Origin of the sequence: Massilia rhizosphaerae, from assembly GCF_016093545.1 — a bacterium.
Taxonomy (GTDB): Bacteria; Pseudomonadota; Gammaproteobacteria; order Burkholderiales; family Burkholderiaceae_D; genus Telluria; species Telluria rhizosphaerae.
The window spans coordinates 55,852-82,584 of sequence record NZ_JADKYX010000004.1; the positions used below are offsets into that span (position 1 = coordinate 55,852).

The 26,733-nt window shown below is 68.3% G+C and carries 23 protein-coding genes; 13 read left to right on the top strand and 10 right to left on the bottom strand.

Annotation, left to right across the window (positions count from 1 at the left end; translation table 11 throughout):
• Window positions 1-17: 17 nt before the first annotated feature.
• From rpoZ to ISF28_RS08070, 3 genes are all read right to left on the bottom strand, one after another.
• Complete coding sequence (gene rpoZ / locus ISF28_RS08060; protein ID WP_005665923.1) at window positions 18-221, bottom strand: DNA-directed RNA polymerase subunit omega; 204 nt, start codon at window positions 219-221, stop codon at window positions 18-20.
• Window positions 222-354: 133 nt separating this feature from the next.
• On the bottom strand, window positions 355-990 hold the full coding sequence (gene gmk / locus ISF28_RS08065; protein ID WP_198116652.1) for a guanylate kinase: 636 nt from the start codon (window positions 988-990) through the stop codon (window positions 355-357).
• Window positions 991-1,124: 134 nt separating this feature from the next.
• Window positions 1,125-2,012 (bottom strand): YicC/YloC family endoribonuclease, encoded by an 888-nt coding sequence (locus tag ISF28_RS08070; RefSeq protein WP_198116653.1) that lies wholly within the window; start codon window positions 2,010-2,012, stop codon window positions 1,125-1,127.
• Window positions 2,013-2,179: 167 nt separating this feature from the next.
• On the opposite strand from ISF28_RS08070, the gene ISF28_RS08075 reads away from it, so the two are divergent.
• Genes ISF28_RS08075 through rph form a run of 3 tightly spaced genes read left to right on the top strand, consistent with a single transcriptional unit; the run spans window position 2,180 to window position 4,870 of the window.
• Complete coding sequence (locus tag ISF28_RS08075) at window positions 2,180-3,166, top strand: serine/threonine protein kinase (RefSeq protein ID WP_198116654.1); 987 nt, start codon at window positions 2,180-2,182, stop codon at window positions 3,164-3,166.
• Window positions 3,167-3,175: 9 nt separating this feature from the next.
• Window positions 3,176-4,108, top strand: a complete 933-nt coding sequence (locus ISF28_RS08080; protein WP_198116655.1) for a PP2C family protein-serine/threonine phosphatase — start codon at window positions 3,176-3,178, stop codon at window positions 4,106-4,108.
• 27 nt (window positions 4,109-4,135) lie between these two features.
• Entirely contained in the window at window positions 4,136-4,870 is a 735-nt protein-coding gene (gene rph, locus ISF28_RS08085) for a ribonuclease PH (RefSeq protein WP_198116656.1), read from the top strand.
• A gap of 72 nt (window positions 4,871-4,942) precedes the next feature.
• Here the strand turns inward: rph and ISF28_RS08090 are convergent, their stop codons facing one another.
• The 4 genes from ISF28_RS08090 to ISF28_RS08105 form a co-directional block, all read right to left on the bottom strand.
• Window positions 4,943-5,509, bottom strand: a complete 567-nt coding sequence (locus tag ISF28_RS08090) for a DUF4337 domain-containing protein (RefSeq protein WP_198116657.1) — start codon at window positions 5,507-5,509, stop codon at window positions 4,943-4,945.
• Window position 5,510: 1 nt separating this feature from the next.
• A complete protein-coding gene (locus ISF28_RS08095; protein WP_198116658.1) occupies window positions 5,511-6,806 on the bottom strand; it encodes an ABC transporter ATP-binding protein in 1,296 nt (431 codons plus the stop codon).
• 90 nt (window positions 6,807-6,896) lie between these two features.
• The gene (locus tag ISF28_RS08100; protein WP_198116659.1) at window positions 6,897-8,624 is read right to left on the bottom strand and encodes an ABC transporter permease; all 1,728 of its coding nucleotides are present in this window, start codon (window positions 8,622-8,624) and stop codon (window positions 6,897-6,899) included.
• Between the two features lie 16 nt (window positions 8,625-8,640).
• The gene (locus ISF28_RS08105) at window positions 8,641-9,957 is read right to left on the bottom strand and encodes a carbohydrate porin (RefSeq protein ID WP_198116660.1); all 1,317 of its coding nucleotides are present in this window, start codon (window positions 9,955-9,957) and stop codon (window positions 8,641-8,643) included.
• A 625-nt stretch (window positions 9,958-10,582) separates the two neighbouring features.
• Here ISF28_RS08105 and ISF28_RS08110 point away from each other — a divergent pair.
• Genes ISF28_RS08110 through ISF28_RS08120 form a run of 3 tightly spaced genes read left to right on the top strand, consistent with a single transcriptional unit; the run spans window position 10,583 to window position 13,876 of the window.
• Window positions 10,583-11,782, top strand: coding sequence for an aminotransferase class I/II-fold pyridoxal phosphate-dependent enzyme (locus ISF28_RS08110; RefSeq protein WP_198116661.1), 1,200 nt, complete (start codon window positions 10,583-10,585; stop codon window positions 11,780-11,782).
• Between the two features lie 26 nt (window positions 11,783-11,808).
• The gene (locus tag ISF28_RS08115; protein ID WP_198116662.1) at window positions 11,809-12,513 is read left to right on the top strand and encodes a response regulator transcription factor; all 705 of its coding nucleotides are present in this window, start codon (window positions 11,809-11,811) and stop codon (window positions 12,511-12,513) included.
• Window positions 12,494-13,876, top strand: a complete 1,383-nt coding sequence (locus tag ISF28_RS08120; RefSeq protein ID WP_198116663.1) for a sensor histidine kinase — start codon at window positions 12,494-12,496, stop codon at window positions 13,874-13,876. Before ISF28_RS08115 ends, ISF28_RS08120 begins: the two co-directional genes overlap by 20 nt.
• Here ISF28_RS08120 and ISF28_RS08125 read toward each other — a convergent pair.
• The 3 genes from ISF28_RS08125 to ISF28_RS08135 are packed head-to-tail and all read right to left on the bottom strand — an operon-like array spanning window position 13,873 to window position 19,400.
• On the bottom strand, window positions 13,873-16,965 hold the full coding sequence (locus ISF28_RS08125; RefSeq protein WP_198116664.1) for an efflux RND transporter permease subunit: 3,093 nt from the start codon (window positions 16,963-16,965) through the stop codon (window positions 13,873-13,875). The genes ISF28_RS08120 and ISF28_RS08125 overlap by 4 nt on opposite strands.
• 6 nt (window positions 16,966-16,971) lie before the next feature.
• The gene (locus ISF28_RS08130; RefSeq protein WP_198116665.1) at window positions 16,972-17,997 is read right to left on the bottom strand and encodes an efflux RND transporter periplasmic adaptor subunit; all 1,026 of its coding nucleotides are present in this window, start codon (window positions 17,995-17,997) and stop codon (window positions 16,972-16,974) included.
• Window positions 17,994-19,400: a TolC family protein gene (locus ISF28_RS08135; protein WP_198116666.1), complete on the bottom strand. Its 1,407-nt coding sequence runs from the start codon at window positions 19,398-19,400 to the stop codon at window positions 17,994-17,996. The genes ISF28_RS08130 and ISF28_RS08135 overlap by 4 nt, the downstream gene beginning before the upstream one ends.
• A gap of 234 nt (window positions 19,401-19,634) precedes the next feature.
• Here ISF28_RS08135 and ISF28_RS08140 point away from each other — a divergent pair, with 234 nt between their 5' ends.
• From ISF28_RS08140 to ISF28_RS08170, 7 genes are all read left to right on the top strand, one after another.
• Window positions 19,635-20,966 carry an IS4 family transposase gene (locus ISF28_RS08140; protein ID WP_198116978.1) on the top strand — a complete coding sequence of 444 codons (1,332 nt, stop codon included), beginning with the start codon at window positions 19,635-19,637 and terminating at the stop codon, window positions 20,964-20,966.
• 130 nt (window positions 20,967-21,096) lie between these two features.
• Window positions 21,097-21,759, top strand: a complete 663-nt coding sequence (locus ISF28_RS08145; protein ID WP_198116667.1) for a response regulator — start codon at window positions 21,097-21,099, stop codon at window positions 21,757-21,759.
• The gene (locus ISF28_RS08150; RefSeq protein WP_198116668.1) at window positions 21,735-23,090 is read left to right on the top strand and encodes an ATP-binding protein; all 1,356 of its coding nucleotides are present in this window, start codon (window positions 21,735-21,737) and stop codon (window positions 23,088-23,090) included. Before ISF28_RS08145 ends, ISF28_RS08150 begins: the two co-directional genes overlap by 25 nt.
• Entirely contained in the window at window positions 23,087-24,286 is a 1,200-nt protein-coding gene (locus tag ISF28_RS08155; RefSeq protein ID WP_198116669.1) for an MFS transporter, read from the top strand. Before ISF28_RS08150 ends, ISF28_RS08155 begins: the two co-directional genes overlap by 4 nt.
• Before the next feature lie 33 nt (window positions 24,287-24,319).
• Window positions 24,320-24,913 carry an RdgB/HAM1 family non-canonical purine NTP pyrophosphatase gene (rdgB, locus tag ISF28_RS08160; RefSeq protein WP_198116670.1) on the top strand — a complete coding sequence of 198 codons (594 nt, stop codon included), beginning with the start codon at window positions 24,320-24,322 and terminating at the stop codon, window positions 24,911-24,913.
• Window positions 24,910-26,145, top strand: a complete 1,236-nt coding sequence (hemW, locus tag ISF28_RS08165; protein WP_198116671.1) for a radical SAM family heme chaperone HemW — start codon at window positions 24,910-24,912, stop codon at window positions 26,143-26,145. Before rdgB ends, hemW begins: the two co-directional genes overlap by 4 nt.
• Window positions 26,146-26,149: 4 nt before the next feature.
• Window positions 26,150-26,728 carry a transglutaminase-like domain-containing protein gene (locus tag ISF28_RS08170; protein ID WP_198116672.1) on the top strand — a complete coding sequence of 193 codons (579 nt, stop codon included), beginning with the start codon at window positions 26,150-26,152 and terminating at the stop codon, window positions 26,726-26,728.
• Window positions 26,729-26,733 lie beyond the last annotated feature (5 nt).

The window sequence follows — 26,733 nt, forward strand, 5'->3', positions numbered from 1 at the left end:
TCTCAGGCACCGCGGTCTTACATCGGAACTTTTTTCAGCATTTCCAGGCCAACTTTACCGGCAGCGATTTCACGCAGCGCGACGACGGTCGGCTTGTCCTTGGCTTCGACTTTCGGGGTGTGGCCTTGCAGAAGCTGGCGCGCGCGGTACGTGGCGGCCAGGGTCAGCTGGAAACGGTTCGGGACGTTTTTCAGGCAATCTTCGATGGTAATGCGGGCCATGTGGCGCTCCTAATGATCAGATAACTATTCGGGCCGGTTCAAAACGACTTCGACGCGGCAGGCGATTTGCCTGCGCTTTGTCTAGTCAGTCGGGGTCAGAGCCCAAGCGGGAAATTCGGGCTCTGACCCCGAATTAAGAAGAATGGATTCCCAATTGGGCAAACAGCGAAGCGTTGCGGGCGGCCTGTTGGGCGAAGCGCGAACGTGTCGCCTTGACAATCGCCTGCAGCTCGGACAGGGCGACGTTGAACTCTTCGTTGATGATAGCATACTCGAACTCGGGGGCGTGAGCGATCTCGCCCCCCGCGGCCAGCAGGCGCCGCGTGATGATGTGCGGCTCGTCCGTGCCGCGCTTGAGCAGCCGCTGTTCCAGCGCCGCGATCGACGGCGGCAGGATGAAGATGCCGGCGGCGTCCGGGAACTGCTTCTTCACCTGGCGCGCGCCCTGCCAATCGATTTCCAGCAGGATGTCGATGCCCGTCTTCATTTCCTGTTCCACGGTCAGGCGGCTCGTGCCGTAGTAATTCCCATGCACCTCGGCCCATTCCAGGAACTCCCCGCGGTCGGCGCGGGCGACGAAATCCTCGGCGCTGGTGAAGTGGTATTCGCGGCCGTCCTGTTCGCCCGGACGCGGCGGGCGCGTCGTGGTCGAGATCGACAGCTTGATGCCCGGTTCCAGCGCCAGCAGCGCATTGACCAGGGTCGACTTGCCGGCGCCGGACGGGGCGGCGACGACGAACAGGCTGCCGGAGAAAGCGGAGGTGAGCATGGTGGGTTCCTTTGTTACGTTAATTCGATGGTAATGCATAGAACGCGTGGCCGGGTTCCCCCGGCCACGCGTTCGAAAACCTATAGTCAGTCGGGGTCAGAGCCCACCCGTGAAAATCGGGCTCTGACCCGCGATCATTCAAGATTTTGTACCTGTTCGCGCATCTGCTCAATGAGCAGCTTGAGCTCCATCGACGCATCGGCCAGCTCCTTGACGGAGGCCTTGGCGCCCAGCGTGTTCGCTTCGCGGTTCAGTTCCTGCATCATGAAATCGAGGCGCTTGCCGACCTGGCCGCCCTTCTGGAGGATGTGGCGGGTCTCGGTGAGGTGCGCGGTCAGGCGCGACAATTCTTCCGAGACGTCGATGCGGATGCCGTACAGGGTGACTTCCTGGCGGATCCGTTCGAAGACTTCCTGGCGCGTGAGGACTTGCGGATTGCCGTGGCCGGCGAGGCCCAGCGCGTCCTGCATGCGCTCGATGGCCTTCTGCTGGAACTGGGCGATGACTTGCGGGATCAGCGGCGTGATGCGCTTGACGATGGCTTCCATCGACTCGATGCGCGAGATCAGCATCGCTTCCAGCGCGGCGCCTTCGCGCTTGCGGCTCTCGACGAAGGCGGCAATCGTTTTCGCGGCGAGCGCGGCGACGTCGGCCTGCAGGGATTCCTGGCCGATCTGCGCTTCCTCGATCACGCCCGGCCAGCGCAGCAGCTCGGCCACCGTCATCAGGGGCGCGGACACGAAATGACGCGTGACCTCGGCCTGCAGCCGGGCGAGGTCGGCCAGCAGCACGTGGTTGAGGGCTTGCGACCCCGTCGCGGCCTTGCGGCCGAACGACAGGCGGACCTCGACCTTGCCGCGCGTGATGGCGGCCATGATGGCGGAGCGCAGGTCCGGTTCCAGCGCGCGCAAATCGTCGTTGATGCGGAACTGCAGGTCGAGAAAGCGCGAGTTGACGCTCTTGATCTCGATCGTCAGTGTGCCGGCAGCGCCTTCGCTTGTGGCGACCGCATAACCTGTCATGCTAGAAATGCTCAATGGAGTCCCCGATTTCCGGAATCGTTCGCAACCGGCCGCGCAGCGCGACGCGGGTGGCGCCGCGCGCTGTGGTTTTGCGAGATTCCCTTATTCTTTACAAAGCGGTGATTTATCCACACAATCGCCGTGTTTAGCAAGGAATACTTTCCCAAATGGCTGCCCAGAATAATGCTCCCTTGCCCGATGGGCTGGAAATTGGCGGATATCGCATTGTAAAGAAAATTGCGTCCGGCGGGTTCAGTATTGTTTATCTTGCATATGACGGCGACGGCAATGCCGTCGCGATCAAGGAATACCTGCCCAGCGCGCTGGCGCTGCGCGCGCCGGGCGAGCTGGCGCCCGCGATCGCGAAGGCCAACCTGCCCGTGTTCCGCATCGGCCTGAAATGCTTTTTCGAGGAGGGCCGGGCGCTGGCGCGCATCGTCCATCCGAACGTCGTGCGGGTGTTAAATTTTTTCCGCGCCAACGACACGGTTTACATGGTGATGGCCTACGAGTCCGGCCACTCGCTGCAGGAATACGCCGCGCGCCTGGTCGCCAAGGGCAGCCGCGCCGGCGAACCGTTCATCCGCCAGGTCTTCAACGGCGTCTGCGGCGGCCTGCGCGAAGTCCACGCCAACAAGCTGCTGCACCTGGACCTGAAACCCGCCAACATCTACCTGCGTACGGACGGCTCGCCCATGCTGCTCGACTTCGGCGCCGCGCGCCAGACCATCCACACGGACGCCCCCACGCTGGCGCCCATGTACACGCCCGGCTTCGCGGCGCCCGAGCTGTACGCGAAAGGCAGCGCGCTGGGACCGTGGACGGACATCTACAGCATCGGCGCCGCCATGTTCGCGTGCATGGCGGGAGCGCCGCCGCAGCCGGCCGACCAGCGCCGCGCGGCCGACGCGACGATCGATCGGATCGCCAAGCTCGAAGGCGCGTACACGCCGGGCCTGGTGGCGATGGTGAAGGCGTGCCTCGCCCTCGACCCGCTGGCGCGGCCGCAAAGTGTGTTCGCCGTGCAGAAGGTGCTGCAGGCGGGCCTGCCCGCGGTGGACGCGGCGCCGTCGGCGGCCCCGGAGGAAGTGGCGCCGGCATCCGGCTGGCGCGGCCTTGTCGAACGCATCGGCTTCGGCCGTGGACGCGCCTGAGGAACGAATATGCAATTTTCCGTCTACCAGCAAAGCGATATCGGCGGCCGCAAACTCAACCAGGACCGCATGGGCTATCTGTACACGCGCGAAGCGCTGCTGCTCGTGCTGGCGGACGGCATGGGCGGCCATCTGCGCGGCGAGGTCGCGGCCACGATCGCCCTGCAAAGCATCGCCAGGCGCTTCAAGGCGCAGGCCGCGCCGTACGTGCGCAAGCCCGAGCGCTTCCTCGAGGAGGCCCTGCAGCAGGCCCACGCCGACATCCTGCACTACACGCGCGAGCACGCGATGCCGGACAGTCCGCGCACGACGATCGTCGCCTGCCTCGTGCAGCACAACAGCGCCGTCTGGGCCCACTGCGGCGATTCGCGCCTGTACTGGCTGCGCCGCGGCCAGGTGCTCGGGCGCACGCGCGACCATTCGCACATCGAGTACCTGATCGCGAAAGGGCAGGCCGACGCGAGCGAGCGCGCCACCCACCCGGACCGCAACAAGCTGTACAACTGCCTGGGCGCGTCGGCGCCGCCCAAGGTCGAGCTGTCGCGCCAGGCCAGCCTGCAGCCGGGCGACATCCTGCTGCTGTGCTCCGACGGCCTGTGGTCGGTCCTGCCCGACACCGAGATCGCGCACCGCCTGTCCGCGGCGACGATCGTGCAGGCCGTGCCGGAGCTGATCGCGATGGCGACCGCCATCGCCGGCAGCCGCGGCGACAACACGACGGCGCTGGCCATCCAGTGGCAAGGCGCGGGCACGTCGGCCGACGCGGGCGACCCGAGCATCGTGTCGACGCAGACGGTGCCGGAGGGCGAGGTCGCGAGCCGCATCGACGCCCCGGCCGCCGCCGCCGCCGGGCCGGACGACCCGTTCGACGAGGACGACATCGAAAAGGCGATCGCCGAGATCCGCGACGCGATCGAGAAGTCGTCGCAGATCCTGAAATAACACCAACCACAGACTCAAAGGACATCCATGACCGAATCCCTCCGCCCCAGCGGCCGTGCCGTCGACCAGCTGCGCGCCATCCGCATCACCCGCCAGTACACGAAGCACGCCGAAGGTTCCGTGCTGATCGAGTGCGGTGACACCAAGGTGATCTGCACCGCCAGCATCGAAGAAAAAGTGCCGGGCTTCCTGAAGGGGAAAGGGCAGGGCTGGCTGACGGCCGAATACGGCATGCTGCCGCGCTCCACGCACACGCGCATGGACCGCGAGGCGGCGCGCGGCAAGCAGTCCGGCCGCACGCAGGAAATCCAGCGCCTGATCGGCCGCTCGCTGCGCGCCGCATTCGACCTGGCAGCCTTCGGCGAACGCACGCTGCACCTGGACTGCGACGTGATCCAGGCCGACGGCGGCACGCGCACGGCGTCGATCACGGGCGCGATGGTGGCGGCCTACGACGCCTTCTCGCGCCTCGTGGCGGCGGGGCTGGTGCCGGCCGTGCCGGTGAAGCATTTCGTGGCCGCGATCTCGGTCGGCGTCGTGGGCGGCGTGCCCGTGCTCGACCTGGACTACGTCGAGGATTCGAGCTGCGATACCGACATGAACGTCGTGATGACGGATGCCGGGCACTTCGTCGAAGTGCAGGGCACGGCCGAGGGCGAGGCGTTCGACCGGGCGGGCATGAATCGCCTGCTCGACCTGGCGGAGCTGGGGATTGGCGAGTTGGTGACCTTGCAGAAGCGGGCGCTGGGCCTGGCGGCATGACGTACCCGGTGTACGCACGTTTGGTGGGTGTTTGATGCCGGGGGCATCAAACACGGGCGCCCACCGTTTCGTTCACGACAACAACCCCGTCAACCAACTCGGGTGGAACGGCAACCCGAACAACCCGGCCACGCCGTAGAACACGCCGACCGCCGTCGGCACCAGCGCCGCGAGATACAGCCAGCGCTGGCGCGTCAGCGCGGTGACGGCCAGCAGCGACAAGGCCAGCGCCAGCGCCGCGTCGGACAGGTCGAACTGGTCGTCGCGGTAATTCAGCGCGTCGTATGTCGCCTGGTCCTGCTTGGCCTGCGCCTGCACGTCGTTCTTCTTCTGCGCCTGCTCGCGCTCCAGCTTTTCCAGTTCCGCGATCGCGGCGGCGTAGCCTGCCTGCTCGCCCGCCGGGCGGCCGGCCGCGACGAGACGCAGCTGCAGCAGGGTCGTATGCGCCTGTTCCTGGCGCAGATTGCGGGCCTGGTAGAACGCCCAGTGGTCGATCTTGTCGGCCTGCGCCTGCTGCATCGCCTGCACGATGTTGTCGTCCTTGATCTTGCAGACGCCCATGAAGGACGCCAGCAGCGCGACGGTCAGCGCGACCTTGCGATCGAGCCTGGAGTCGCCGGTGATTTCGATACCTTCCATGTCACTCCTTCGAATTGCCCGTCCCCGGCAGCTTCAGCCGGCCCGTGTGATAGTCGTATTCGTACAGCTCGCCGTAGCGGCCCCACTCGATCGCCACTTCCAGCATGCGCTTGGCCTGGTCCGCTTCCAGCGTGTCTTCCAGCAGGTCGATGAACGGATCTTCCGGCAGCGCGCCGCCCGGCTCAATCTCCAGTTGGCGGCGGATGCGCGCGGCCAGCGGCACGTTCTTCAGCAACTGCTGGCCAAACAGCGTCTGGCGCAGCGCCTGGTCGGCCTGGACGTAGCGCCGGCCCAGGCCCGTGAGCGCGATGTCGCCGCGCTCGACGTGCGCGAGGCCCAGCAGGCCCAGCGCCTCGTAGGTCGGGAACAGTTCCTCGTCCGGCAGCTCGGTGTCTTCGGACAGTTGCGGCAGGTCGGCGCGGCCGTCGTACGGGGTGCCGGCCAGCAGGTCCAGCACGCTCTCGATGCGCCCCACGTCCGTGTCCGGCAGGCGGTAGTCGATCGCCGCCGCGCGCGCCGCCGCGGGGACGGCCGCCGGGCGCATCGTCATCAGGCCGTAGACCTCGTCGACGAGCGCGCGCACCGCCGGCGCGTCGGCATTGCGCGGGCGCGGCAGGTCGATGCGGATCTCGTGGCGCACGCGGCCCGGATCGCTGGACAGGATGATGATGCGGTCCGCCATCATGACGGCTTCCTCGATGTTGTGCGACACGATCAGGATGCCGCGCGTGGGAATCCGCTTGCCGTCCCACAGGTCGAGGATGTCGCCGCGCAGCGTCTCGCCGGTGAGCACGTCGAGCGCCGAGAAGGCTTCGTCCATCAGCAGCACGTCCGGATGCGTGACGAGCGCGCGCGCGATGCCCACGCGCTGGCGCATGCCGCCCGACAGCTCGCGCGGCAGCGCGCTGCCGAAGCCCGACAGGCCGATCAGGTCGAGCATGGCGTCGGCCCGCTCGCGCCGCACGGCGGGCGCCACGCCCTGCGCTTCCAGGCCCAGTTCCACGTTCTGCTGCACGGTCAGCCAGGGGAACAGCGCGAACGATTGGAACACCATCGCCACGCCGGACAGCGGCCCGCGGATGGGACGCCCGCGGTATTCGACCTTGCCGGCATCGGCCGGCACGAGGCCCGCCACGATGCGCAGCAGCGTCGACTTGCCGGAGCCGGATTTGCCGAGCAGCGCGACGATCTCGCCGTCCGCCAGGGTGAAGTCGACGCCTTCGAGCACGGTGCGCGGGGCGCCGTCGGCGCTGCGGAAGGCCTTGCCCACGCCTTTCAGTTCAACCAGGTTTTCCATGATCGGTTCCAGTTTAGGTGTGGTGGGCACGGGGTGCCCACCCTACGTTCAGTATCGGGTAGGGTGGGCACTCCGTGCCCACCATGCGCATCAGCGGCTGCGATCCTCGGCCAGCAGGTACAGGCGGCGCCAGAAGAAGCGGTTGAGCAGCATGACGAACACGCACATCACGCCGATGCCGAGCGCGATGCGGTGGAAGTCGCCGGCGTCCGTCATCTGCTTGATGTAGCTGCCCAGACCATCGGCCACGAGCGACGTCTTGCCCCACGTGACGTATTCGGCCACGATGCTCGCGTTCCACGAGCCGCCGCTGGCGGTGATCGCGCCCGTCACGAAACTCGGGAACACGGCCGGCAGGTACACGCGCTTCCATTTCAGCCAGCCCGTCAGCCCCAGGTTGTCGGCCGCGAGGCGCAACTCGTTCGGCAGCGTCGACGCGCCCGCGACGACGTTGAACAGGATGTACCACTGGGTGCCGAACACCATCAATGGGCTCAGCCACACGTTCGGGTTCAGGCGCAGGTGCACGAGGGCGTACACGACGATCGGGAACATCAGGTTCACGGGGAACGCGGCCAGGAATTGCGCCAGCGCCTGCACGGCCTGGGCATAGCGCGGGCGCAGGCCGATCCAGACGGCGGCGGGCACCCACACGAGCGACGCGAGGCCGATCAGCAGCATCACCCGCACGAGCGTGATGCAGCCCAGGCCCACGACGCGCAGCGCCTCGCTCCAGCCCACCTGGGCGTGGATGAACATCAGGAAGCGCCACGCGCCCAGCAGCGCGAGCAGCACGACGAGCCGGTCCACGGTGCGGGTCGAGAGCGCGAAGCGCGCCCGGCGCGGCGGCGCCTCGACGGCTTCCGGCGTGCCGAACCAGCCGAGCGTGCGCGCGAGCGTCGCCCACATGCGGTCGGTGAGCGCGCGGATCCACACACTGCGCCTGCCCCAGTCCAGCACCCACGATTGCTGGGCGTATTCGCCCTGCGATTCCTCGAAGCGGAATTTGTCGGCCCACGCCAGCAAGGGACGGAAGAACAACTGGTCGTACAGCAGGATGCCGGCGAACATGGCGGCGATGGCCCAGGCGATGGCGGCGCCCTGTTTCTGTTCGATGGCGACGGCGATGTAGGCGCCGATGCCGGGCAGCTTGATGTCCTGGCCCGCCACCGAGATCGCCTCGGCCGCGACGAGGAAGAACCAGCCGCCGGACATCGACATCATCATGTTCCACAGCAGCGCCGGCATCGCGTACGGCAGGTCCAGGCGCCAGAAGCGCTGCCACGGCGACAGCCGGAACACACGCGCCGCTTCCGCCAGTTCGGGCGGGATCGTCTTCATCGACTGGTACAGGCTGAACGCCATGTTCCACGCCTGCGACGTGAAGATCGCGAACACGGCGGCGCATTCCACGCCCAGCAGGTTGCCCGGGAAGAGGGCGATGAACGGCGCGATGGCGATGGCCTGGAAGCCCAGGATCGGCACCGACTGCAGCACGTCCAGCAGGGGCACCATGATCTTTTCCGCGCTCTTCCAGCGCGTGGCGACGACGGCGAACGCGAACGTGAACAGCAGCGCGGCGCCCAGGGCGCTGAACATGCGCAGGATCGTGCGCAGCAGGTAGTAGGGCAGGTAGGCCGGATCGAGCGAGATCGGCGTCGGCTGGCCCAGCACGAACGGGCGCGCCATCTGCATGGCGCCGTACGCGGCCAGCGCCAGCACGACGAGGACGAGCGGCAGCAGCGCCCAGTCCCAGCGGTTCGGGGTCGTGGTGAGGAACGAGCGGCCGGTGCGGCCCGGGGTGAACAGTTCGAACATGCGTGGTCCCCTATCCTCAATATTGCCCGTGCAGGCGCAGGCCGAACACGTTCACGGGGCCGCGCGCGCCGTTGTACGCCGGATTGTCGACGTGCTGCCAGTCCAGCGACAGGGCGGCGTGCGGGCCCAGCCCGGCCTTGTAGTACGCCTCGGCGATCGCTTCTCGATGATAGTCCAGGCGGCCGTCGCCGATGAAGGCGCCCACGCCGCCGGCCGCCAGGTAGGCGCGGTGCGCTTGTGACAGGCCGTTGCGCACGGCCGCGACGCCCAGCGTGTCGCCGCCGCGGCCCCAGGCCGCGCCCTGCAGCGTCGTGCCCACGGAGACCGAGCGCTCGATCTCGGCGAACGCATACGTTTCCGACTGCCCGTCGTTGCGGCTGGCGCGCGCGAACACGGCCGCGTTCGCGCCCAGCGCCTGGTCCAGGCTCAGGCCGAAGCCCGTCTTGCCGCGTTCGCGCCGCACACTGCCCACGTCGGGCGCCTGGCCCGGCGCGGCGGCGGCGAGCGCGTCGCGGAACGATCCCATGCGCGTGCGGTCGCGGAACGCCAGCACGCGCACGGTGCCCGTCCGCCCCAGCCAGGTGTGACGATGTTCCAGCTCGAGCTGGTCGCCATGATGGCGGAAGATGTGCCGGTCGAGCGGCAGCCCGTTCGATTCCTGCGGCAGCATGAAGCGGCCCGCGCGCACGGCCCAGTCGCCGTCGTCGTATTCGAGCGCGGCGCCCCACGTGTAGCCACGCGCGTCCGCCGCGAAATCCCAGGCGCCGTGGGCCAGAAGGGCCCAGTCGAGGAACTGGCTGCGGGCGTCGTGCGCCTGGCTGTTGGCGTCGAAGATGTCGGACACGGCCAGGTTGCCGGCCGTCAGGACGACGCGGCGGCTTGCGACGCTGCCGGCCAACTGGTTCATGTCGGATTCGACGGCCTGCATGGGGCCGCCCAGGTTCCACGTCTGGCGCAGGTAGAGCCGGGCGCGGTAGAACGTCGGGCTCGTGCCGCTCGTCTTCTGCTGCTCGCCATTGGTCATGCCGCCCAGCCCGTGCAGGCCGGACATGGCCTTGCCCTGCACGACTTCCGGGTCGAAGTACAGCTCGGCGCCCCGCCATGGACGCATGCCGAAGGCGGCCGTGGCGCTGAACGAACAGCCCGTCTCGCGCCACGGGACGAGGCTGGCCGGGCCGCTGTAGGCGGCGTCGAAGGCGGGCTTGGCTTGCCACACGTACGTGGCCTGGACGTGCGCGTTCCAGGCCTCCGGCGCGGGGAGGTCGCCGGCGCGCGCGCCGGGTGCCGCGGCCAGCAGCCAGGCGGCACAGTACAACATCGAACAACGAAACATCGGTATCTCCGTCGGTGAACGGCATACCTTTCATTCGCGCTTGGTGACGCCGTGCGCGCTCCTCGTTAGAAGGCCTGCGGCACGATTCGTTTGTCGTGGAATGCGGTGTCCCGGATGACACGGGACGCGGATACCATCATTCGCCCTTGGGCGAGATGACGGCAGGAGGAAGACCTGCGTTATCTTGCCGGGGCTGGACCGGCATTCAGCCGGCAACAACTGCCACTCGAACAAGTGCCCATGAAAGGGACTCCATGAAATGAAAACGGTCGGATTCTACGTGGCCGTCCTTTCTAGCGTCAAGGAAATATCCAGCGCGTTGGGGCGCTATCCTGGACACCAAATATTGCACCGCAATGACATGCGCGGGGACGGGGCAATGCCGCTCGCGCGCGCGAAAAAACGCCGCTACGGGACAGTCGGAGGCCGGTGCGAATGATAGCGATGGGGCTGTCATTACGTCATTACGGTTTGGTAATGTGGGGCCGTCATGCGACAGCGCCGCGGCCGTGTGTTGACATTACTCGATCGTAATTTTTACGGTCACGCCGGTCGCCTATACTGCATCGCAGCGCAATCCATGCCGACCCGGCAGCGCGTCCACTCCCGACACTGCCCCCGAACCATGCACGACCTCGCCGACATTGCAGACTGGCTGCAGACCCACGCCATTCACCACGAAACGCCCGTCCACGACACGTTGCCCGACCCCGTATTCCGGGTGAACGGCGAGGCGGCCGTGTCGTTCAGCACCAACAACTACCTGGCGCTGGCGAACCACCCCCGTCTCGTGAGCGCGGCGAAGGAAGGCCTGGAGCGCTACGGCGTCGGCAACTGCGAATCGCGCCTGCTGGGCGGCGACCTGCCCGTGTACCGCGAACTGGAACGCCGGCTCGGTGAACTCAAGCACAAGACCGACGCCGTGTTGTTCGTCACGGGGTACATGACGAACATCGGCGTGCTGTCCACGCTCGTCAAGGTCGGCCTGCTGGCGCGCATCCACGGCTACCGGCCCAAGAGGCGCCGCAAGTACGCGTATTTCACGGACGAGTACAACCACATCAGCATCCGCGAAGGCATCCTGATGTCGGGCGCGGACAAGCACACGTACCGCCACGCCGACATGGACCACCTCGAGTCGCTGCTGAAGAGCGCGGACGGCATCAGCCCGATCATCGTCAGCGACGGCGTGTTCAGCATGGAAGGCACGATCGCACCGCTGCCCGAGCTGACCTTCCTCGCCGAAAAATACGGCGCGATCCTGTACGTCGACGACGCCCACGCCACCGGCATCCTGGGCGAAAACGGCGGCGGCACGTCCGAGCACTATGGCTGCTACAGCCCTACCATCATGCAGATGGGGACGCTGTCGAAGGCGCTGGGCGCCATCGGCGGCTTCGTGGCGCTGGAGCGCGAGATGGCCGACGTGCTGCGCCTGACGAGTTCCGCATACGGTTTCACCTGCCCGCCGCCGCCGGACCAGGCCAATGCCCTGCTGGCCGCGCTGGACCTGCTGCGCGAAGAGCCGGAGCGCCGCGCGCGCCTGTGGGACAACCAGCGCTACTTCGTCGAGCGCATGCAGCCGCTGGGCTACACGCTGGCGTCGACGCAGACGCCGATCGTGCCCGTCCTGATCGGCGACGCCGAGCGCTGCCAGACCTTCCAGCGCGCGCTGCGCGCCGAGGGCATCCACGTCGACGCGATCCAGTTCCCGGCCGTGCCCGTGGGCCAGGCGCGCCTGCGCTTCATGCTCAACGCGGCCCACACCCGCGCGCAGATCGACCACGTCGTGGCCGTGATGGCGCGGCTGGCCGCCATGCTATAGTCCACCTTGAAACCAAGAGCCGAATCATGCCGAACTGCCTCGTGATCGAAGACGACACCGAAACGCGCGACTATCTTTGCAGCGGGCTGCGCGCGGCCGGCTATGCCGTGCAGGCGGAAACGAACGGCGAGGCGGGCAACCGCCGCCTGCAGGAAACGCGCTGGGACGTCGTCGTGCTCGACCGGATGCTGCCGGGCCAGGTCGACGGCCTCGGCATCCTCGAGCAGATGCGCGCCCGCGGCGACGGCACGCCGGTGCTGATCCTGTCCGCGCTGAACAGCGTCGACGAGCGCGTGCGCGGCCTGCGCGCCGGCAGCGACGACTATCTCACCAAGCCGTTCGTCATGTCGGAACTGCTGGCGCGCGTGGAAAACCTCAGCCGGCGCAACGCCTGGTCGCGCGACGTCACCGTGCTGCAGGTGGCCGACCTGCAGCTCGACGTGCGCACGATGCGCGTGACGCGCCAGGGCACCACGATCACCCTGCAGCCGCGCGAATTCCGCCTGCTCGAATACCTCATGCGCCACGAAGGCCAGATCGTCACCCGCACGATGTTGCTGGAAGGCGTGTGGGAATACCATTTCGATCCACAGACGAACGTCATCGACGTCCAGATCAGCCGCCTGCGCAGCAAGATCGACAAGGATTTCAGCCCGGCCCTGATCCACACGGTGCGCGGCGCCGGCTACGTATTGAGTGCGGCGCCCACGTATGGTCCGGCGTCACGCTGAACCCGTTGCCGGCACGGGCCTGCGCGGGTCCATCGCTTTTCGCCTTGCGGTCGGCTACGGCCTGCTGCTGGCCGCGTCGATGGCCACGCTGTCCGCCATCGTCTATTTCGGCACGGTGGGCGTGTTCGAGCGCTCGATTGACAACAAGATCCTGACCGTGGAGGCGCACCTCGCGGACGCCTGGACCAGCGGCGGCCGCCCCGGCCTCGTGCGCGAGATCGACGCCCAGCTGCACGACCTGATCGACACCGACACGGAAGTCGTGGGTCTCGTCGACCCCATGGGCCACGTCCTGGCCGGCAACGTGGGGCGCTCGTTCGGCGACCTGCCGCCGACCGGCGACCTGGCGTTCGGCCAGATGGAGCGCAACGGCGTGCCCGTCTCCGTGCGCCTGATCGCGACGCGGCTGGACGACGGCACCCGGCTCATCGTCGGCCGCGACCTGATCGAATTGGGCGCGATCCGCGACGTCGTCGAGCGCGCGCTGCTCGTCAGCGCCGCCGTGTCGATCCTGCTCGCGTTCTTCGGCGCCCAGATCTTCCGTTCGCGCCTGGAAGCGCGCATCGGCCGCATCCGCCGCACCACGGCCCGCATCGCGGCGGGCGAGCTGTCCAGCCGCATCGTCGTGATGGGCAACGACGAATTCGCGCGCCTGGGCGACGACATCAACCGCATGCTCGACCGCATCGAAGCCCTGATGGAGGGCGTGCGCCACGTGTCGAACTCGATCGCCCACGACCTGCGCACGCCGCTGTCGCGCGTGCGCTCGCGCCTCGACCGCGCGCTGCAGGCGTCGGCCGATCCGCACGCGCTGGTGGCCGACGCGCGCCTGGCCATCGAGGACATCGACAGCGTCATCTCGCTGTTCGACAAGCTGCTGCAGATCGCCGCGCTGGAATCCGGCGTGCGCGCCGGCACCTTCGAAAAGCTCGACCTGGCCGCCATCGCGCACGACATGGCGGAACTGTACGAAGCGGCGGCGGACGAGCAGGGCGTGCTGCTGCGCTTCACCGGCCGCCCGACGACGATCCGCGGCGACCGCGACCTCCTGGCCAGCGCGCTCGCGAGCCTGATCGACAACGCCATCAAGTACGGCCGCGGGGGCGGCCGCGTCGACATCGAGGTCGACACCGTGGACGGCACCCCGGCGCTGACGGTGCGCGACTACGGCACCGGCGTGCCGTCCGGCGACATGGACAAGATCACGCGGCGCTTCTATCGCGTGGACCAGAGCCGCCACCTGCCGGGCAACGGCCTGGGCCTGTCCATCGTCACCGCCATCACCCAGCTGCACGAGGGTACGCTCGTGCTGCGCGGGGCCGATCCCGGGTTCGAGGCGCGCATGGTGTTCCCGCAGCCTTAGCGGTCGGCGCGGTCGAAGCGGCCGAAGCGTAGCGCCAGCGCGGGCAGGACGAGCAGGTTGAGGAGGGTCGACGTGAACAGGCCACCGAGGATAACCACGGCCATCGGACCTTCGATTTCATTGCCCGGTTCCCCGCTTTGCAGCGCCAGCGGCAGCAGGCCCAGTCCCGTGACCAGCGCCGTCATCAGGATCGGCGCCAGGCGCTCCGCGGCGCCCAGGGTCGCGGTGTCGGCGTTCCACGCGTGGCCGTCGACCTGCACCAAGTGCCGGTAGTGGGACACGAGCATGATCGAGTTGCGCAGCGTGATCCCGAACAGCGTCACGAAACCCACCATCGAACCGAGCGTGAGGTTGCCGCCGGTCGCGAACACCGTCAGCGCGCCGCCGACCAGCGCGAACGGCAGGTTCGTCATCACGAGGACCAGGCCGCGGGCGCTGCGCAAGGCCAGGTAGACGAGCAGGCAGATCGCGACCGCCGCGACGGCGAAGTACATCATGAGGTCCCGTTGCGCGGCGGCCTGGGCCTGCGCTTCGCCGGCGAAGACGATGCTGTAGCCCCGCGGCAGCCTGACGGCCGCGCCGATGCGCTTGCGTGCCGCGTCGACGAACCGGCCGACCGGCACGCCGTTCACCTGGGCGGTGACGGTCTGCAGCCGCTGGGCGCCTTCGTGCAGGATCAGGTAGCGGCTGTCGGCCTGGCGGATGTCGGCCAGGCGGCCCAGCGGCACGATCGTGCCGTCGGCGGCGCGCAGCGGCAGCTCGGCGATCTGCGCCGGGCCGCGGCGCGCGTCGTCGGCCAGGATGACGGCGACGCCGACCACCGCATTGGCGTCGTAGACCTGCGCGACTTGCGCGCCCTGGTACGCCGTCTGGACGGCGTCCATCACGTCGACGGGCGCGAAGCCCCGGCGCGCCAGCTGGTCCTGGCGCAGGCGGATGGTCAGCCCCGGCAGCGCCGCCGGCGCCTGCAGGGTGACGCCCGCGGCGCCCGGCACCGTGTTCAGCGCCTGCGCCACCTGCGCGCCGAGGCCGTCCAGCACGTCGAGATCGGGGCCGTAGACGTTGACGACGACGGGTGCCGTGTAGCCGGCGATGGTTTCCTGCACCCGTTCGGTCAGGAAGGTTTCGGCCGTGAACACCAGTCCCGGAAAATCGGCGAGTTTCGCACGCAGCGCGCCCAGCGCCTGCTCTTGCTCGTCGGCGCCGAGCCCCGGTTCCAGCCCGACTTCGAATTCGCTGTACTGGGGGCCGAACACGTCGATCCCCTGCGCGGTGCGGCCGACCCGTTGCGCCACCGTGCGGACGGCCGGCACCTCGAGCAGGGCGTGGCTGACCCGTTCGCCCACGCGCAGCGATTCCTGGACCGACGTGCCCGGCGCCGCCTGCATGTGCAGGATGAAGTGCCCTTCGCGCAGCTCCGGCAGGAAGCCGCGGCTGAAGAACGGTAGCGCGATGAGCGCCGCCACGAGGAAGCTGCCGAAGACGAGCAGGGCGAGCGCCCAGTGTTCCTCGACCTCGTGCAGGATGGCCGTGTAGCGTACCTTCAGCCAGGCATACGCGCGCGGCTCCGCGACGTCGTCGGCGCGGCCGGCCAGCAAGGTGTAGCACAAGGCCGGCGTCAGCGTCAGCGCCACCAGCAGCGAGGCCATGATGGCGAGGATGTACGCGGTGCCGAGCGGCGCGAACAGCTTGCCCGCCACGCCCGACAGCGTCAGCACGGGCAGGAAGATGGCGGCCACGGTGAAGGTCGCGTAGACCACCGCGCCGCGCACTTCCTGCGACGCGGCGATCACCACGTCGGCCGCGGGCTGCGGCTGCGGCAGGCGCCGGTTGGCGCGCAGGCGGCGATAGATGTTCTCGACGTCGATGATGGCGTCGTCGACGACTTCGCCCAGCGCGATGGCGAGGCCCCCCAGCGTCATCGTATTCAGCGGCACCTTGAAGTGATGCAGGACGATGATCGCGGTCAGCAGCGACAACGGAATCGCCGCCACCGAGATCAGCGCGGCCCGGACGTTGAACAGGAACAGGAAGAGCACGACGACGACCAGTGCCGCGCCGGCCAGCAAGGCGTTGCGCAGGTGGCCGACGGAGGTCGTGATGAAATCGGCGGGCCGGAACAGGTCCGCGTGCAGCTGGATGCCTTCGGCGTCGAACATCGGCTTGAGCGCGGCCAGCCGGCTTTCCACGTTGCGGGTGACGGAGACGATGTCCGAGCCGTACTGGTTGCTGACCATGAGGATGACGCCGGGCCGGCCCTGGATGGTCGCGCCGCTGACCGGCACCTCGCGTCCGGCGACGACCCGGCCGACGTCCGCCAGGCGCACGACGGCGCCGTTCTTGTGCAGCAGGACCACTTGTCCCAGCTGGGCCGCATCCATGGGCTGGCCGACCGTGTCGAGCACCAGGCGCTGGTTGGCGGTGTCGAGCACGCCCGCGCCGCGGATGCCCGTCGCGCGCCGTGCGGCGGCGGCGACGTCCTGCAGCGACAAGCCGAAGCGGACGAGCTGCGCCGGATCGACCTGGACCTGGATCTGCTTGACGTCGCCGCCGTAGATGCCGATGTCGGAGACGCCGGGGCTGGCCAGCAGCCGCGGTTTCAGCGTCCACTCGGCGAAGCTGCGCAGGTCCATCTGCGAGCGCGTGCTCGAGGTCAAGCCGATCGCGAGCGTCACGCTGGTCGAGGAACTCAACGGCGTCATCTTGGGCGACGCCACGCCGGCCGGCAAGGTCCCGGCGACGGTCGCCAGCTGTTCCGCCACCGTCTGGCGCGCGCGCCGGACGTCGGTCGACTCGTCGAAGATGAGCGTGACGACCGACACGCCCTGGATGGACTGCGAGCGCATCGAGCGCAGCCCGATGGCGCCGCCCAGCACGTTCTCGACGCGCTGCGTCACCAGTTGTTCGACCTGTTCGGCGGACAGGCCCGGCGCTTCGGTCTGGACGGTGACGAGCGGCGGCGCGAATTCCGGAAACACGTCGAGGCGCGACTGCGTCAGCGCGAAGATGCCGTAGCCGGCGAGCAGGCAGGCGAGGGCGAAGATCACGCCGCGCAGGCGGACCGAGAATTCGATGATGGACGTGAGCATGGGCGGTCAGTCGTCGCGCAGCAAAGCGCGGCTTTCTTCCGACAGCAGCAGCTGGGCGCCCTGGACGACGACCGCTTCCCCGGGCGCGAAACCGCCGGACACGATGAAGCCGCCGTCGACGGGCAGGTCCGGCGCGATGCGCCGCCGTTCGAACGTCGTGCCGTCCGTCCGCACGTACGCCCACGGCTGGCCGCCGTACCAGACGACGGCGTCGGCCGGGATGCGTAGCGCCGCCTGCGCCGGCGCGGCGAAGCGCCCGGTCACGCGCGTGCCGACGGCCAGCGGCGCGCCGGTCCGGTAGAACCAGGCCTGGCCCTGGATGCCGGGATCCGTCCGCGGCGACGCCGACACGAGGCGCGCGTCCACGGGGTGTTGCGCGTCGCCGGACAAGGCCAGCGACCGCGGCGCCGCCCCGTCCGCCGCCATGGACACGACGTGCACGAGGACTTCGCGGCGCGCCGCCAGCGCGCGCATCTCCGGCGATGACGGGGCCATGGCCCACGACGCCAGCGCCGGCCCGAATTGCTGGCGCAACGCGGCGGCACTCGCGTCCACGGCGATGCGCGCGGCGGCGGCCCTGGCCCGCGCCGCTTCGGCGTCGGCACCGGCCGCGTCGAGCGCCTTGCGCGAGGCGTTGCGGCCGTCGTCGTACAGCGCCTGGATCCGCCGGCGTTCCGCGTCGCGCCGGCCGAGTTCCGCCTGCGCCGCCCGCAGCTCCGCACCGCCGGCCGCGTAGCGGCTGGACAGGTCGAGCAACGGCTGCACGTCGATCACCGTGCCGTAGACGGCCGGGCCGGCGGCCGCCTGCGTCGCCGTCAGCACTTTTACCTGGATGCCGCTGCGCACCTGCGCGGCGTTGTCCACGGTGAGCGTCGTCACGCCGTCGTTCACCGCGATCGCGAACGCCTTGTGGATGGGCGCTTCGCGTTCGGCTTCGTCCGATTGTTCGTTCTTGCTGGCCAGGTGCGCGGCCAGCAGGGCGAGGGCCAGCAGCGCGGGCGCCGCGAGGAAGAGGTGTTTTACGATTTTCATGGCAAGTCGGTGACGGTGAGCGGCCGCTGGACGGCGTCTTCGATGCGGCCCACGGCCTGCTGCACCTGGGTCGAGGCGTCGAGCGCGGCCAGGCGGGCGGCGAGTTCCGTTTTCCGTTCGAGTTCGAGGGCCACGCGGTCGTCCTCGCCCAGTTCGAAGGCGCGCTGCGTCGCCGCCAGCTGCGCGTGCTGCACGGCGAGTCGGCGGTCGGCCTGCCGCAACCCGTCGCGCGCGAGGCGATAGGCCATCAGGCCCGCGTCGAGTTCGGACCAGGCCTTCGCCTGCAGGCGCCTGACGTTGGCCGCGGCCTCCTGCCGGCGCGCGAGCGCTTCCGCGATCGGGCCTTCGTTGCGGTTGAAGAGGGGCAGCTCGATGCCGGCAAACTCGAAGCCGGGTTTGCGCACGCCCTGGTCGAAGGTATAGCCCGGGCCGAGGTGCACGTCCGGGTACTGCCGGGCGACTTCGAGTTGCAGCGCCGCCTGGCTGGCCTCGTAGGATTCCAGGGCGGCCAGCACGTCGGCCCGGTTGCGCAAGGCCCGCGTGCGCAGGTCGGGCACGGGCAGCGGCGGATCCGGCCGGTCGAATGCGGACAGGTCCAGCGCGACGCCGTCCAGGGCGTCCGGCTTCAGGCCGAGCAGGGTGGCGGCCTGGATGCGGGCGGCGCCCAGCGCCTGGCGGGCGGCGAGCAGTTGCTCGTCCGATCGGATGGCCGCGAGGCGCTGCCGGTTCAGGTCCCGGGCCGATGCGTCGCCTGCCTTCAGCCGCGCTTCCAGCAGCGCGGCGAGCGACCGGTCGAGGTCCGCCTGCCGCTGGAGCAGGCGGATCGTTTCGGTCATGTGCGACACGACCAGCAACTGTTCCCGCAACCGGCTGCGCACGTTCCATGCCGTGTCGCCCACCTGCAGGCGCGCCGCGGCTGCCCGGTGCGTCGCGGCCGCGATGCGCGCGTCGCGCTTGCCGTGCGTTTCGATGGGAATGTCGAGGGCCAGTCCCAAGGTCCAGGGCGACTCGCCGTCCCTGGGGTTGAGCGCGCGCTGCAGGGGCAGTTGCAGCGTCGGATTCGGGCGCTGGCCGGCCGTCGTCACCGCGGCTTGCGCGGCGGCCAGCCGGGCCCGCGCCGCCTCGAGGTCGGGATTGAAATGGAAGGCCGCGAGGGTCAGCAGATCGAGCGTCCATGCCCGGGGCGGCCATGCGGGCGGCGTCTTGCCCTGGTACTTGGCCTGGTACTTGGCCTCGATGGCCCGTTTCAGCTCGGCCGAATCGAGCGACCGCGCCGCCAGCGCGCGCGCGCCGGACGCCGCGTCCAAGGGTTGCGGATCGTAGTGCCGGGTCGCGCAGGCGCCCAGCGACAGGCAGAGGACGAGCCCGACGGCGCCGGACCGGTGCGGAATTTTGTGCAGCATGTGACGCGCAAAGTTTATGATGCCGGAACGTTAATGCACCAGACTTAGCAAATGCTTAGCACCTATCTCGGTAGGGTGGGCACCCTGTGCCAGCCCTTTAAAGGTGCTCCGTAGAGTGACTGCACGGACACGGCACAATTGGGCATAAATCGCATCTAAGTGGCACAGGAGGAATGTGCCATGGTGATGAATGCGGTGATAGCGCGTTGCGCGGAGAAAAGTCCCGTGACGGTGATGGCGCGACTGGCGCTGCAACGCGCACTGGATCCGGCGTGGGTCGATGAGCTATTCGAACGCGAAGGTGGTGCGCAGTATCAAAGAGAGCTGTTGTTTTCGAAGACAGTGGAACTGATGTCGGTGGTTGCGGTCGGGCTACGCCCGTCGGTTCATGCAGCCGCCCGGGACTGTCCGGACTTACCGGTATCGGTTCAGGCGCTGTATGACAAGATCAAGCATACCGAACCGAATCTGGTACGAGCACTGGTAACCGGTAGCGCGGCACGTCTGAGCGATGTGCTGGCGCCGATGATTAAAGACGAAGCACCCATGGTGCCGGGTTACCGACTACGGATCGTGGATGGCAATCATTTACCGGCGAGCGAGAAGCGGCTCAAGCCTTTGCGCGGTTTCAGCGGCGCTCCGCTGCCGGGCCACTCGCTGGTTGTCTACGATCCGGACTTGGAAATGGTAGTGGATCTGGAGCCATGCGAAGACGCTTATAAACAGGAGCGGGCCGTGATGTCGTCATTGCTGGAGCGGGCGACGCCATGTGAGTTATGGATCGCCGACAGCGCTTTCAGCACACGAGCCATCCTGGGCGAATGGGAGCGCCGTGGTTGTGGTTTCATCGTGCGTGAGCATACCTGCACGCCCAATCCCCGTGTTCTCGAAGAGGCGTCTTACCAGGAGCGCGTCGAAACAGGCGACGTGTATGAACAAGCTGTGGAGTTCTCTGACGAAGCAGGAAATACAGTGACGCTAAGGCGCATTGAACTGCATTTGAAAGAGCCGACCCAGGGTGGAGAAACGGTCATTCGTATCCTGGCGAATCTTCCTGGACAGCGTTTCACAGCAGGGGAGATAGCGCGCCTATATCGCCGTCGCTGGAAGATCGAGTCGATGTTCCAGAGGCTTGAATCTGTCTTGAACAGCGAAGTAAGAACTCTCGCCCATCCCCGCGCAGCTTTACTAGCCTTCGGAGTCGCGGTACTGGCCTACAACGTCTTGACCGTCCTGCAGACGGCCGTCTGGGCGGCACACGGGCTGCGTGACAGCGACATCGAACTATCGCCGTTTTATGTCGCTGTCGAAGTCAGAGCCAACTACGAAGGCATGATGATGGCGACATCCCTCGGCTCGTGGAAGAAATTTGACGCCATGGCCGCGCCTCAGTTGAGTCACCTCCTGTTGGAAATCGCAGTTCATGCAAAGCCCAAAGCGCTGCGCAAGAGCCCTCGTGGTCCCAAACCTCCGAAAAAGAAAAGCACCCTTACGCCCGCAGACGCGCGCCGACATGTATCGACGGCGCGCGTCTTAAAGGAAGGGGGCTCTCATCGGGACCTTTAAAGGGCTGGCACCCTGTGCCCACCATGCGTTCCTGCGGCGCATACGTTTGGTGGGCGGGGGCCGCCCACCCTACGAGTTCGCGCCTACCGAGATAGGTTCTTGGCACGGGCTCCGTCCGAAGAGAGGAAACATGCGGGTATTGTTGGTGGAAGACGACGAATCGATCGGCAGCGCGGTGGCGCAGGCGTTGCGCGGCGGCGGGTACACGGTCGACCGCGTGACGGACGGACAGGCGGCGCTGACGGCGGCCACGGTGGAGCAATACGCGCTGGTCCTGCTCGACCTGGGCCTGCCCGGGCTGGACGGGCTGGACGTGCTGCGCCGCCTGCGCGACCGCCGCAACAAGGTGCCCGTGCTGGTGATGACGGCCCGCGCCGCCGTCGACGAGCGCATCCACGGGCTCGACGCCGGCGCCGACGACTATCTCGTCAAGCCGTTCCACGTCGGCGAACTGCTGGCGCGCCTGCGCGCGCTCGTGCGCCGCCAGGGCGCGGACGTGCAGCCGGTCCTGCGCAACGGCGACCTGTCGCTGGACCCGTCGAGCCACGAGGTGGTCTTTCGCGGCGAGCCGCGCCGGCTGTCGGCGCGCGAATTCGCCGTGCTGCACGAATTCCTGCGCCGGCCCGGCACGATCTTGTCGCGCGCCGAGCTGGAGCAGCGGATCTACGGCTGGCACGACGAGGTGGAAAGCAATGCGATCGAATTCCTCATCCACAGCCTGCGCAAGAAACTCGACAGCGCGATCATCAAGAACGTGAGGGGCGTCGGATGGATGATTCCCAAGGCGGCGTGATGCGCCCCCGTTCCCTGCGCTGGATGTTGTCGGCATCGATCTGCGGCGCGATCCTGCTGGTCGGGATCGTCGGCGCCCTGGCGTCGTTCTGGTTCGCGTTCGACGAGGCGCGCGACCTGCAGGACGACGAATTGCGCGAAATCGCCCGGCTGGTCTCGCTGCGGGGCGACGACATCGTGTCGTCGGCGAACCGGCTGTCGGCCGACGACGAGCCGGAAATGCGCATCTGGGTCATCCGCACCTATGCCGGCGGGACCCGGGTGCGCACACCGGATCTGGCGCTGGCGCTGCCGGCCCGCCTTGCCGACGGCCTGCACACGGTCGAGTCGCGCGGCGAATCGTGGCGCCTGTACGCGCGGACCGTCGACGCCGGGCACGGCCTGGCCGTGGCCCAGCGCACGTCGGCACGGGACGAGATCGCCCGCGACAGCGCGCTGCGCACGCTCGTCCCGTTCCTCGTCGTGATCCCCATCCTGATCGTGCTGACGGCCATCCTGATCCGGGTGCTGCTGAAGAAGGTCAGGGAAGTGGCCGACCAGGTGGACGAAAAAGGCGACGACGATTTCGCTCCGCTCGCGCTGGCGGCCGTGCCCGCGGAGATCGTGCCGTTCGTCGCCGCGACCAATCGCCTGCTGGAGCGCATGCAGCTCGTGCTGGCGAAGCACCGCCAGTTCATCGCCGCCGCGGCCCACGAGCTCAAGTCGCCCATCACGGCCATGACGCTGCACCTGGAAAACGCGGCCGGGCCCGACGCCGTGCAGCCTGCGCTTGCGCCGCTGGGTGCGAGCCTCGAACGGATGCGCGCCCTGGTCGAGCAACTGCTGTCCCTCGCGCGCATCCAGGCGCAGGCCGTGCGCCCGCGCGACCTGGTCGACGGCATGAAGGTTGTCGTGGAGGCGATGGGCGAGGTCTTCCCCATCGCGGATGCCAAGCAGGTCGACCTGGGACTGGCGCGCGGCGAACCCGTGGTGCTGCGCGGCAGCGTGCACGACTTTCTCGCGCTGGCGCGCAACGCGATCGAGAACGCGGTCGTGTACACCCCGGCCGGCGGCCGGGTCGACGTGCGCCTGTACCGCGACGGCGCCGACGCCGTGCTCGAAGTTGACGACACGGGGCCCGGCATCGGCGGCGACCATCTCGCGCGGGTGTTCGATCCGTTCTACCGCGTGCCCGGTTCCGGCCAGCCCGGCAGCGGCCTGGGACTGGCCATCGTCCGCAGCGCGGCGTCGCGCCTGGGCGGCACGGTCGCCCTCGAGACCGGCCGGCCCGGCCGCAACGGCGGGCTCACATTCACCTATCGCCAGCCTTTGCCGGCCGGCCCCTCGCCATGACAGACCAACGCTTCGCCACGCTGCACCGCATCCCGCGCGCGATCTGGATACTCGGCTTCGTCAGCCTGCTGATGGATGTCTCGTCCGAAATCGTCCACAGCCTGCTGCCGATGTTCCTCGTCGCCGGCCTCGGGGCCAGCGTGACGACGATCGGGTTGATCGAAGGCGTCGCCGAAGCGACGGCGCTCGTCGTCAAGGTATTCTCGGGCAGCCTCAGTGATTATCTCGGCAACAGGAAATGGCTGGCGGTCGCGGGGTATGCGCTCGGCGCCGCCAGCAAGCCGTTCTTCGCCATCGCCGGGTCGGCGCAGGTCGTCCTCGCGGCCCGCTTCGCCGACCGCATCGGCAAGGGCATCCGCGGCGCGCCCAGGGATGCGCTGGTGGCGGACCTCGCGCCGGCGCACGTGCGCGGCGCCGCGTTCGGCCTGCGCCAGTCCCTCGACACGGTCGGCGCGTTTGCCGGTCCGCTGCTTGCCGCCGGCCTGATGCTCCTGTGGGCGAACGATTACCGGCGCATCTTCTGGATCGCCCTCGTGCCGGGCGCGCTGGCCGTCCTGCTGCTGGCGCTGGGCGTGCGCGAGCCGGAGCACGCGGCCGCGCCGGCGCGCGTCAATCCGCTCGCCCGGGCGAGCCTGCGCCGGCTGTCCGGCGCGTACCGGTGGGTCGTCGCGATCGGCGCCGTGTTCACCCTGGCGCGGTTCAGCGAGGCCTTCCTCGTGCTGCGCGCCATGCAGGGCGGCATGCGGCCGGCCCTCGTGCCGCTCGTGATGGTTGCCATGAACGCGGTCTACATGCTGTCCGCCTATCCGTTCGGGAAGCTGGCCGACGCCATGAGCCATCTGCGGCTGCTCCTCGTCGGACTGGCCGTCCTCGTGCTGGCCGACCTGGTGCTGGCGCAGAGCGGCCGGTGGCCGGTCGTCCTGCTCGGGGTCGGTCTGTGGGGCCTGCACTTGGGGATGACGCAAGGCCTGCTGGCCGCGATGGTGGCGCAGGCGGCGCCGGCCGACCTGAAAGGGACGGCGTTCGGCCTGTTCAACCTCGTAGCGGGCGGCGCGATGCTGGTGGCCAGCGTCATCGCCGGCCTGCTGTGGGCGCGCATCGGGGCTGAGGCCACGTTTTACGCCGGGGCGGGATTCTGCCTGCTGGCCGCCGTCCTGATCGTGGCCCGCCTGCGCGCGGGGCGGGATGGGCGGTAAAATACGCAGTTCTTCGTCCAGACCGAGACCGCAATGACCCAACGCCTCATCCTTGCTTCCAATAACGCGGGCAAGCTCAAGGAATTCGCACAATTACTCGGCCCGATCGGCTTCGAGCTGCATCCGCAGCGCGAGTTCAACGTCCCCGAAGCGGACGAACCGTTCGGCACCTTCGTCGAGAACGCCCTGCAGAAGGCCCGCCACGCGGCCCGCCTGACCGGCCTGCCGGCCCTCGCCGACGATTCCGGCGTGTGCGTGAACGCCCTCGGTGGCGCGCCCGGCGTGTATTCGGCGCGCTATGCGGGCGAACCGAAATCGGACGCGCGCAACAACGAAAAACTGATCGCCGACCTCGCAGCCCACGCCGACAAATCGGCGTATTACTACTGCGTGCTCGTGTACGTGCGCCATGCGGACGACCCGCAACCCGTGATCGCGGATGGCGTCTGGCGCGGGCACATCGTCGACACGCCGCGCGGCGCGGGCGGCTTCGGCTACGACCCGCACTTCCTGCTGCCGGACTTCGGCAAGACGGCCGCCGAGCTGGCGCCGCAGGAAAAGAACGCCGTTTCGCACCGCGGCCAGGCGCTGCGCGCGCTCGTCGACAAGCTCGGGAAGCTGGCATGATTCCCATTAAGCCCGTCACGCCGGACAGCGCGCCGCGTTCGCCGGCGCAGGCCGCGCTCCAATACCTGCAGCCGGGCGCGCTGAACCTGGCGGCGCTGCCGCCGCTGTCGCTGTACGTCCACTGGCCGTGGTGCGTGCGCAAATGCCCGTACTGCGACTTCAATTCGCACGAATCGAAGGAACCGGTTCCGGAACAGGCTTACCTGGACGCGTTGCGCGCCGACCTGGAACAATCGCTGCCGCTGATCTGGGGCCGCAAGATCCAGACGGTGTTCATCGGCGGCGGCACGCCCAGCCTGATGTCGGCGGCGGGGCTGGACCGGTTGATGTCGGACATCCGCACCTTGCTGCCGCTCGACCTCGACGCCGAGATCACGATGGAAGCGAATCCCGGCACGTTCGAGGCGGACAAGTTCAAGGCGTTCCGCGCCAGCGGCATCAACCGCCTGTCGATCGGCATCCAGAGTTTCAACGGCCGGCATTTGCAGGCGCTGGGCCGCATCCACGATGCGAACGAGGCGATCAAGGCGGTGGAAATCGCCCATGCCAATTTCGACAATTTCAATCTCGACCTGATGTACGCGCTGCCGGGGCAGACCCTGGCCGAGGCCACGGCCGACGTCGACATGGCGCTGGGATTCGCGCCGCCGCACCTGTCGCTGTACCACCTGACGATGGAACCGAACACGGTGTTCGCGAAATACCCGCCCGAGCTGCCGGGCGACGACGAGAGCGCCGACATCCAGGACATGATCGCCGCGCGCACGGCCGCCGCCGGCTACGACCACTACGAGGTGTCGGCCTATGCGCGGCCGGGCCACCGCGCGCGCCACAACCTGAACTACTGGCGCTTCGGCGATTACCTCGGCATCGGCGCGGGCGCGCATTCCAAGTTGTCGTTTCCGCACCGCGTGCTGCGCCAGGCCCGCTACAAGCAGCCGGCGTCGTTCATGGAAGCGGCGGCCAAGGGCAATGCCGTGGCCGAGGAACACGAGATTGGCCGCGCCGACATGGGCTTCGAATTCATGCTGAACGCGCTGCGCCTGACGGAAGGGTTCGACCCCAACCTGTTCGGCGAGCGCACCGGCATGCCGATCAATGCGATCGAACAAGCGTTGAACGCGGCCGAAGCGAAGGGCCTCGTCTACCGCGACTTCCGCGTCATCCGGCCCACGGAGCTGGGCCAGCGCTTCCTCAACGACCTGCAGGAGATGTTCCTGGCCGAAGGGTGAATCCATGCAACGCTATCTATCCCCCAGCACCTACATCGACTTCGACACGCCCGAGGTGCAGGCCGTCGCGCGCCGGCTGGCCGAAGGCGCAGCGTCGGAACTGGACGTCGCGCGCGCCTGCTTCGAATTCGTGCGCGACGCAATCCGCCACAGCGTGGATTACCAGCTGAACCCGGTGACGTGCAAGGCGTCCGACGTGCTGCGCCACAAGACCGGCTACTGCTATGCGAAGAGCCATCTGCTGGCTGCGCTGCTCAGGGCGAACGGCATCCCGGCCGGCTTGTGCTACCAGCGCCTGTCCGTCGGCGATAGCGGGGCGCCGTACTGCCTGCACGGGTTGAACGCCGTGTACCTGCGGGACGTCGGCTGGTATCGCATCGACGCGCGGGGCAACAAGTCCGGCGTCGATGCCCGCTTCGAGCCGCCGCTCGAACGGCTGGCGTTCGCGACCCGCGCGCGTGAAGAGCGCCTGCTGCCGGAGGTCTGGGCCGAGCCGCTGCCCGTCGTCGTCGATGTGCTCGAATGCTACGATACGTGGGACCAGGTGCTGGCCAACCTGCCGGACGTCCCGCTCCTGGATTGACCGAG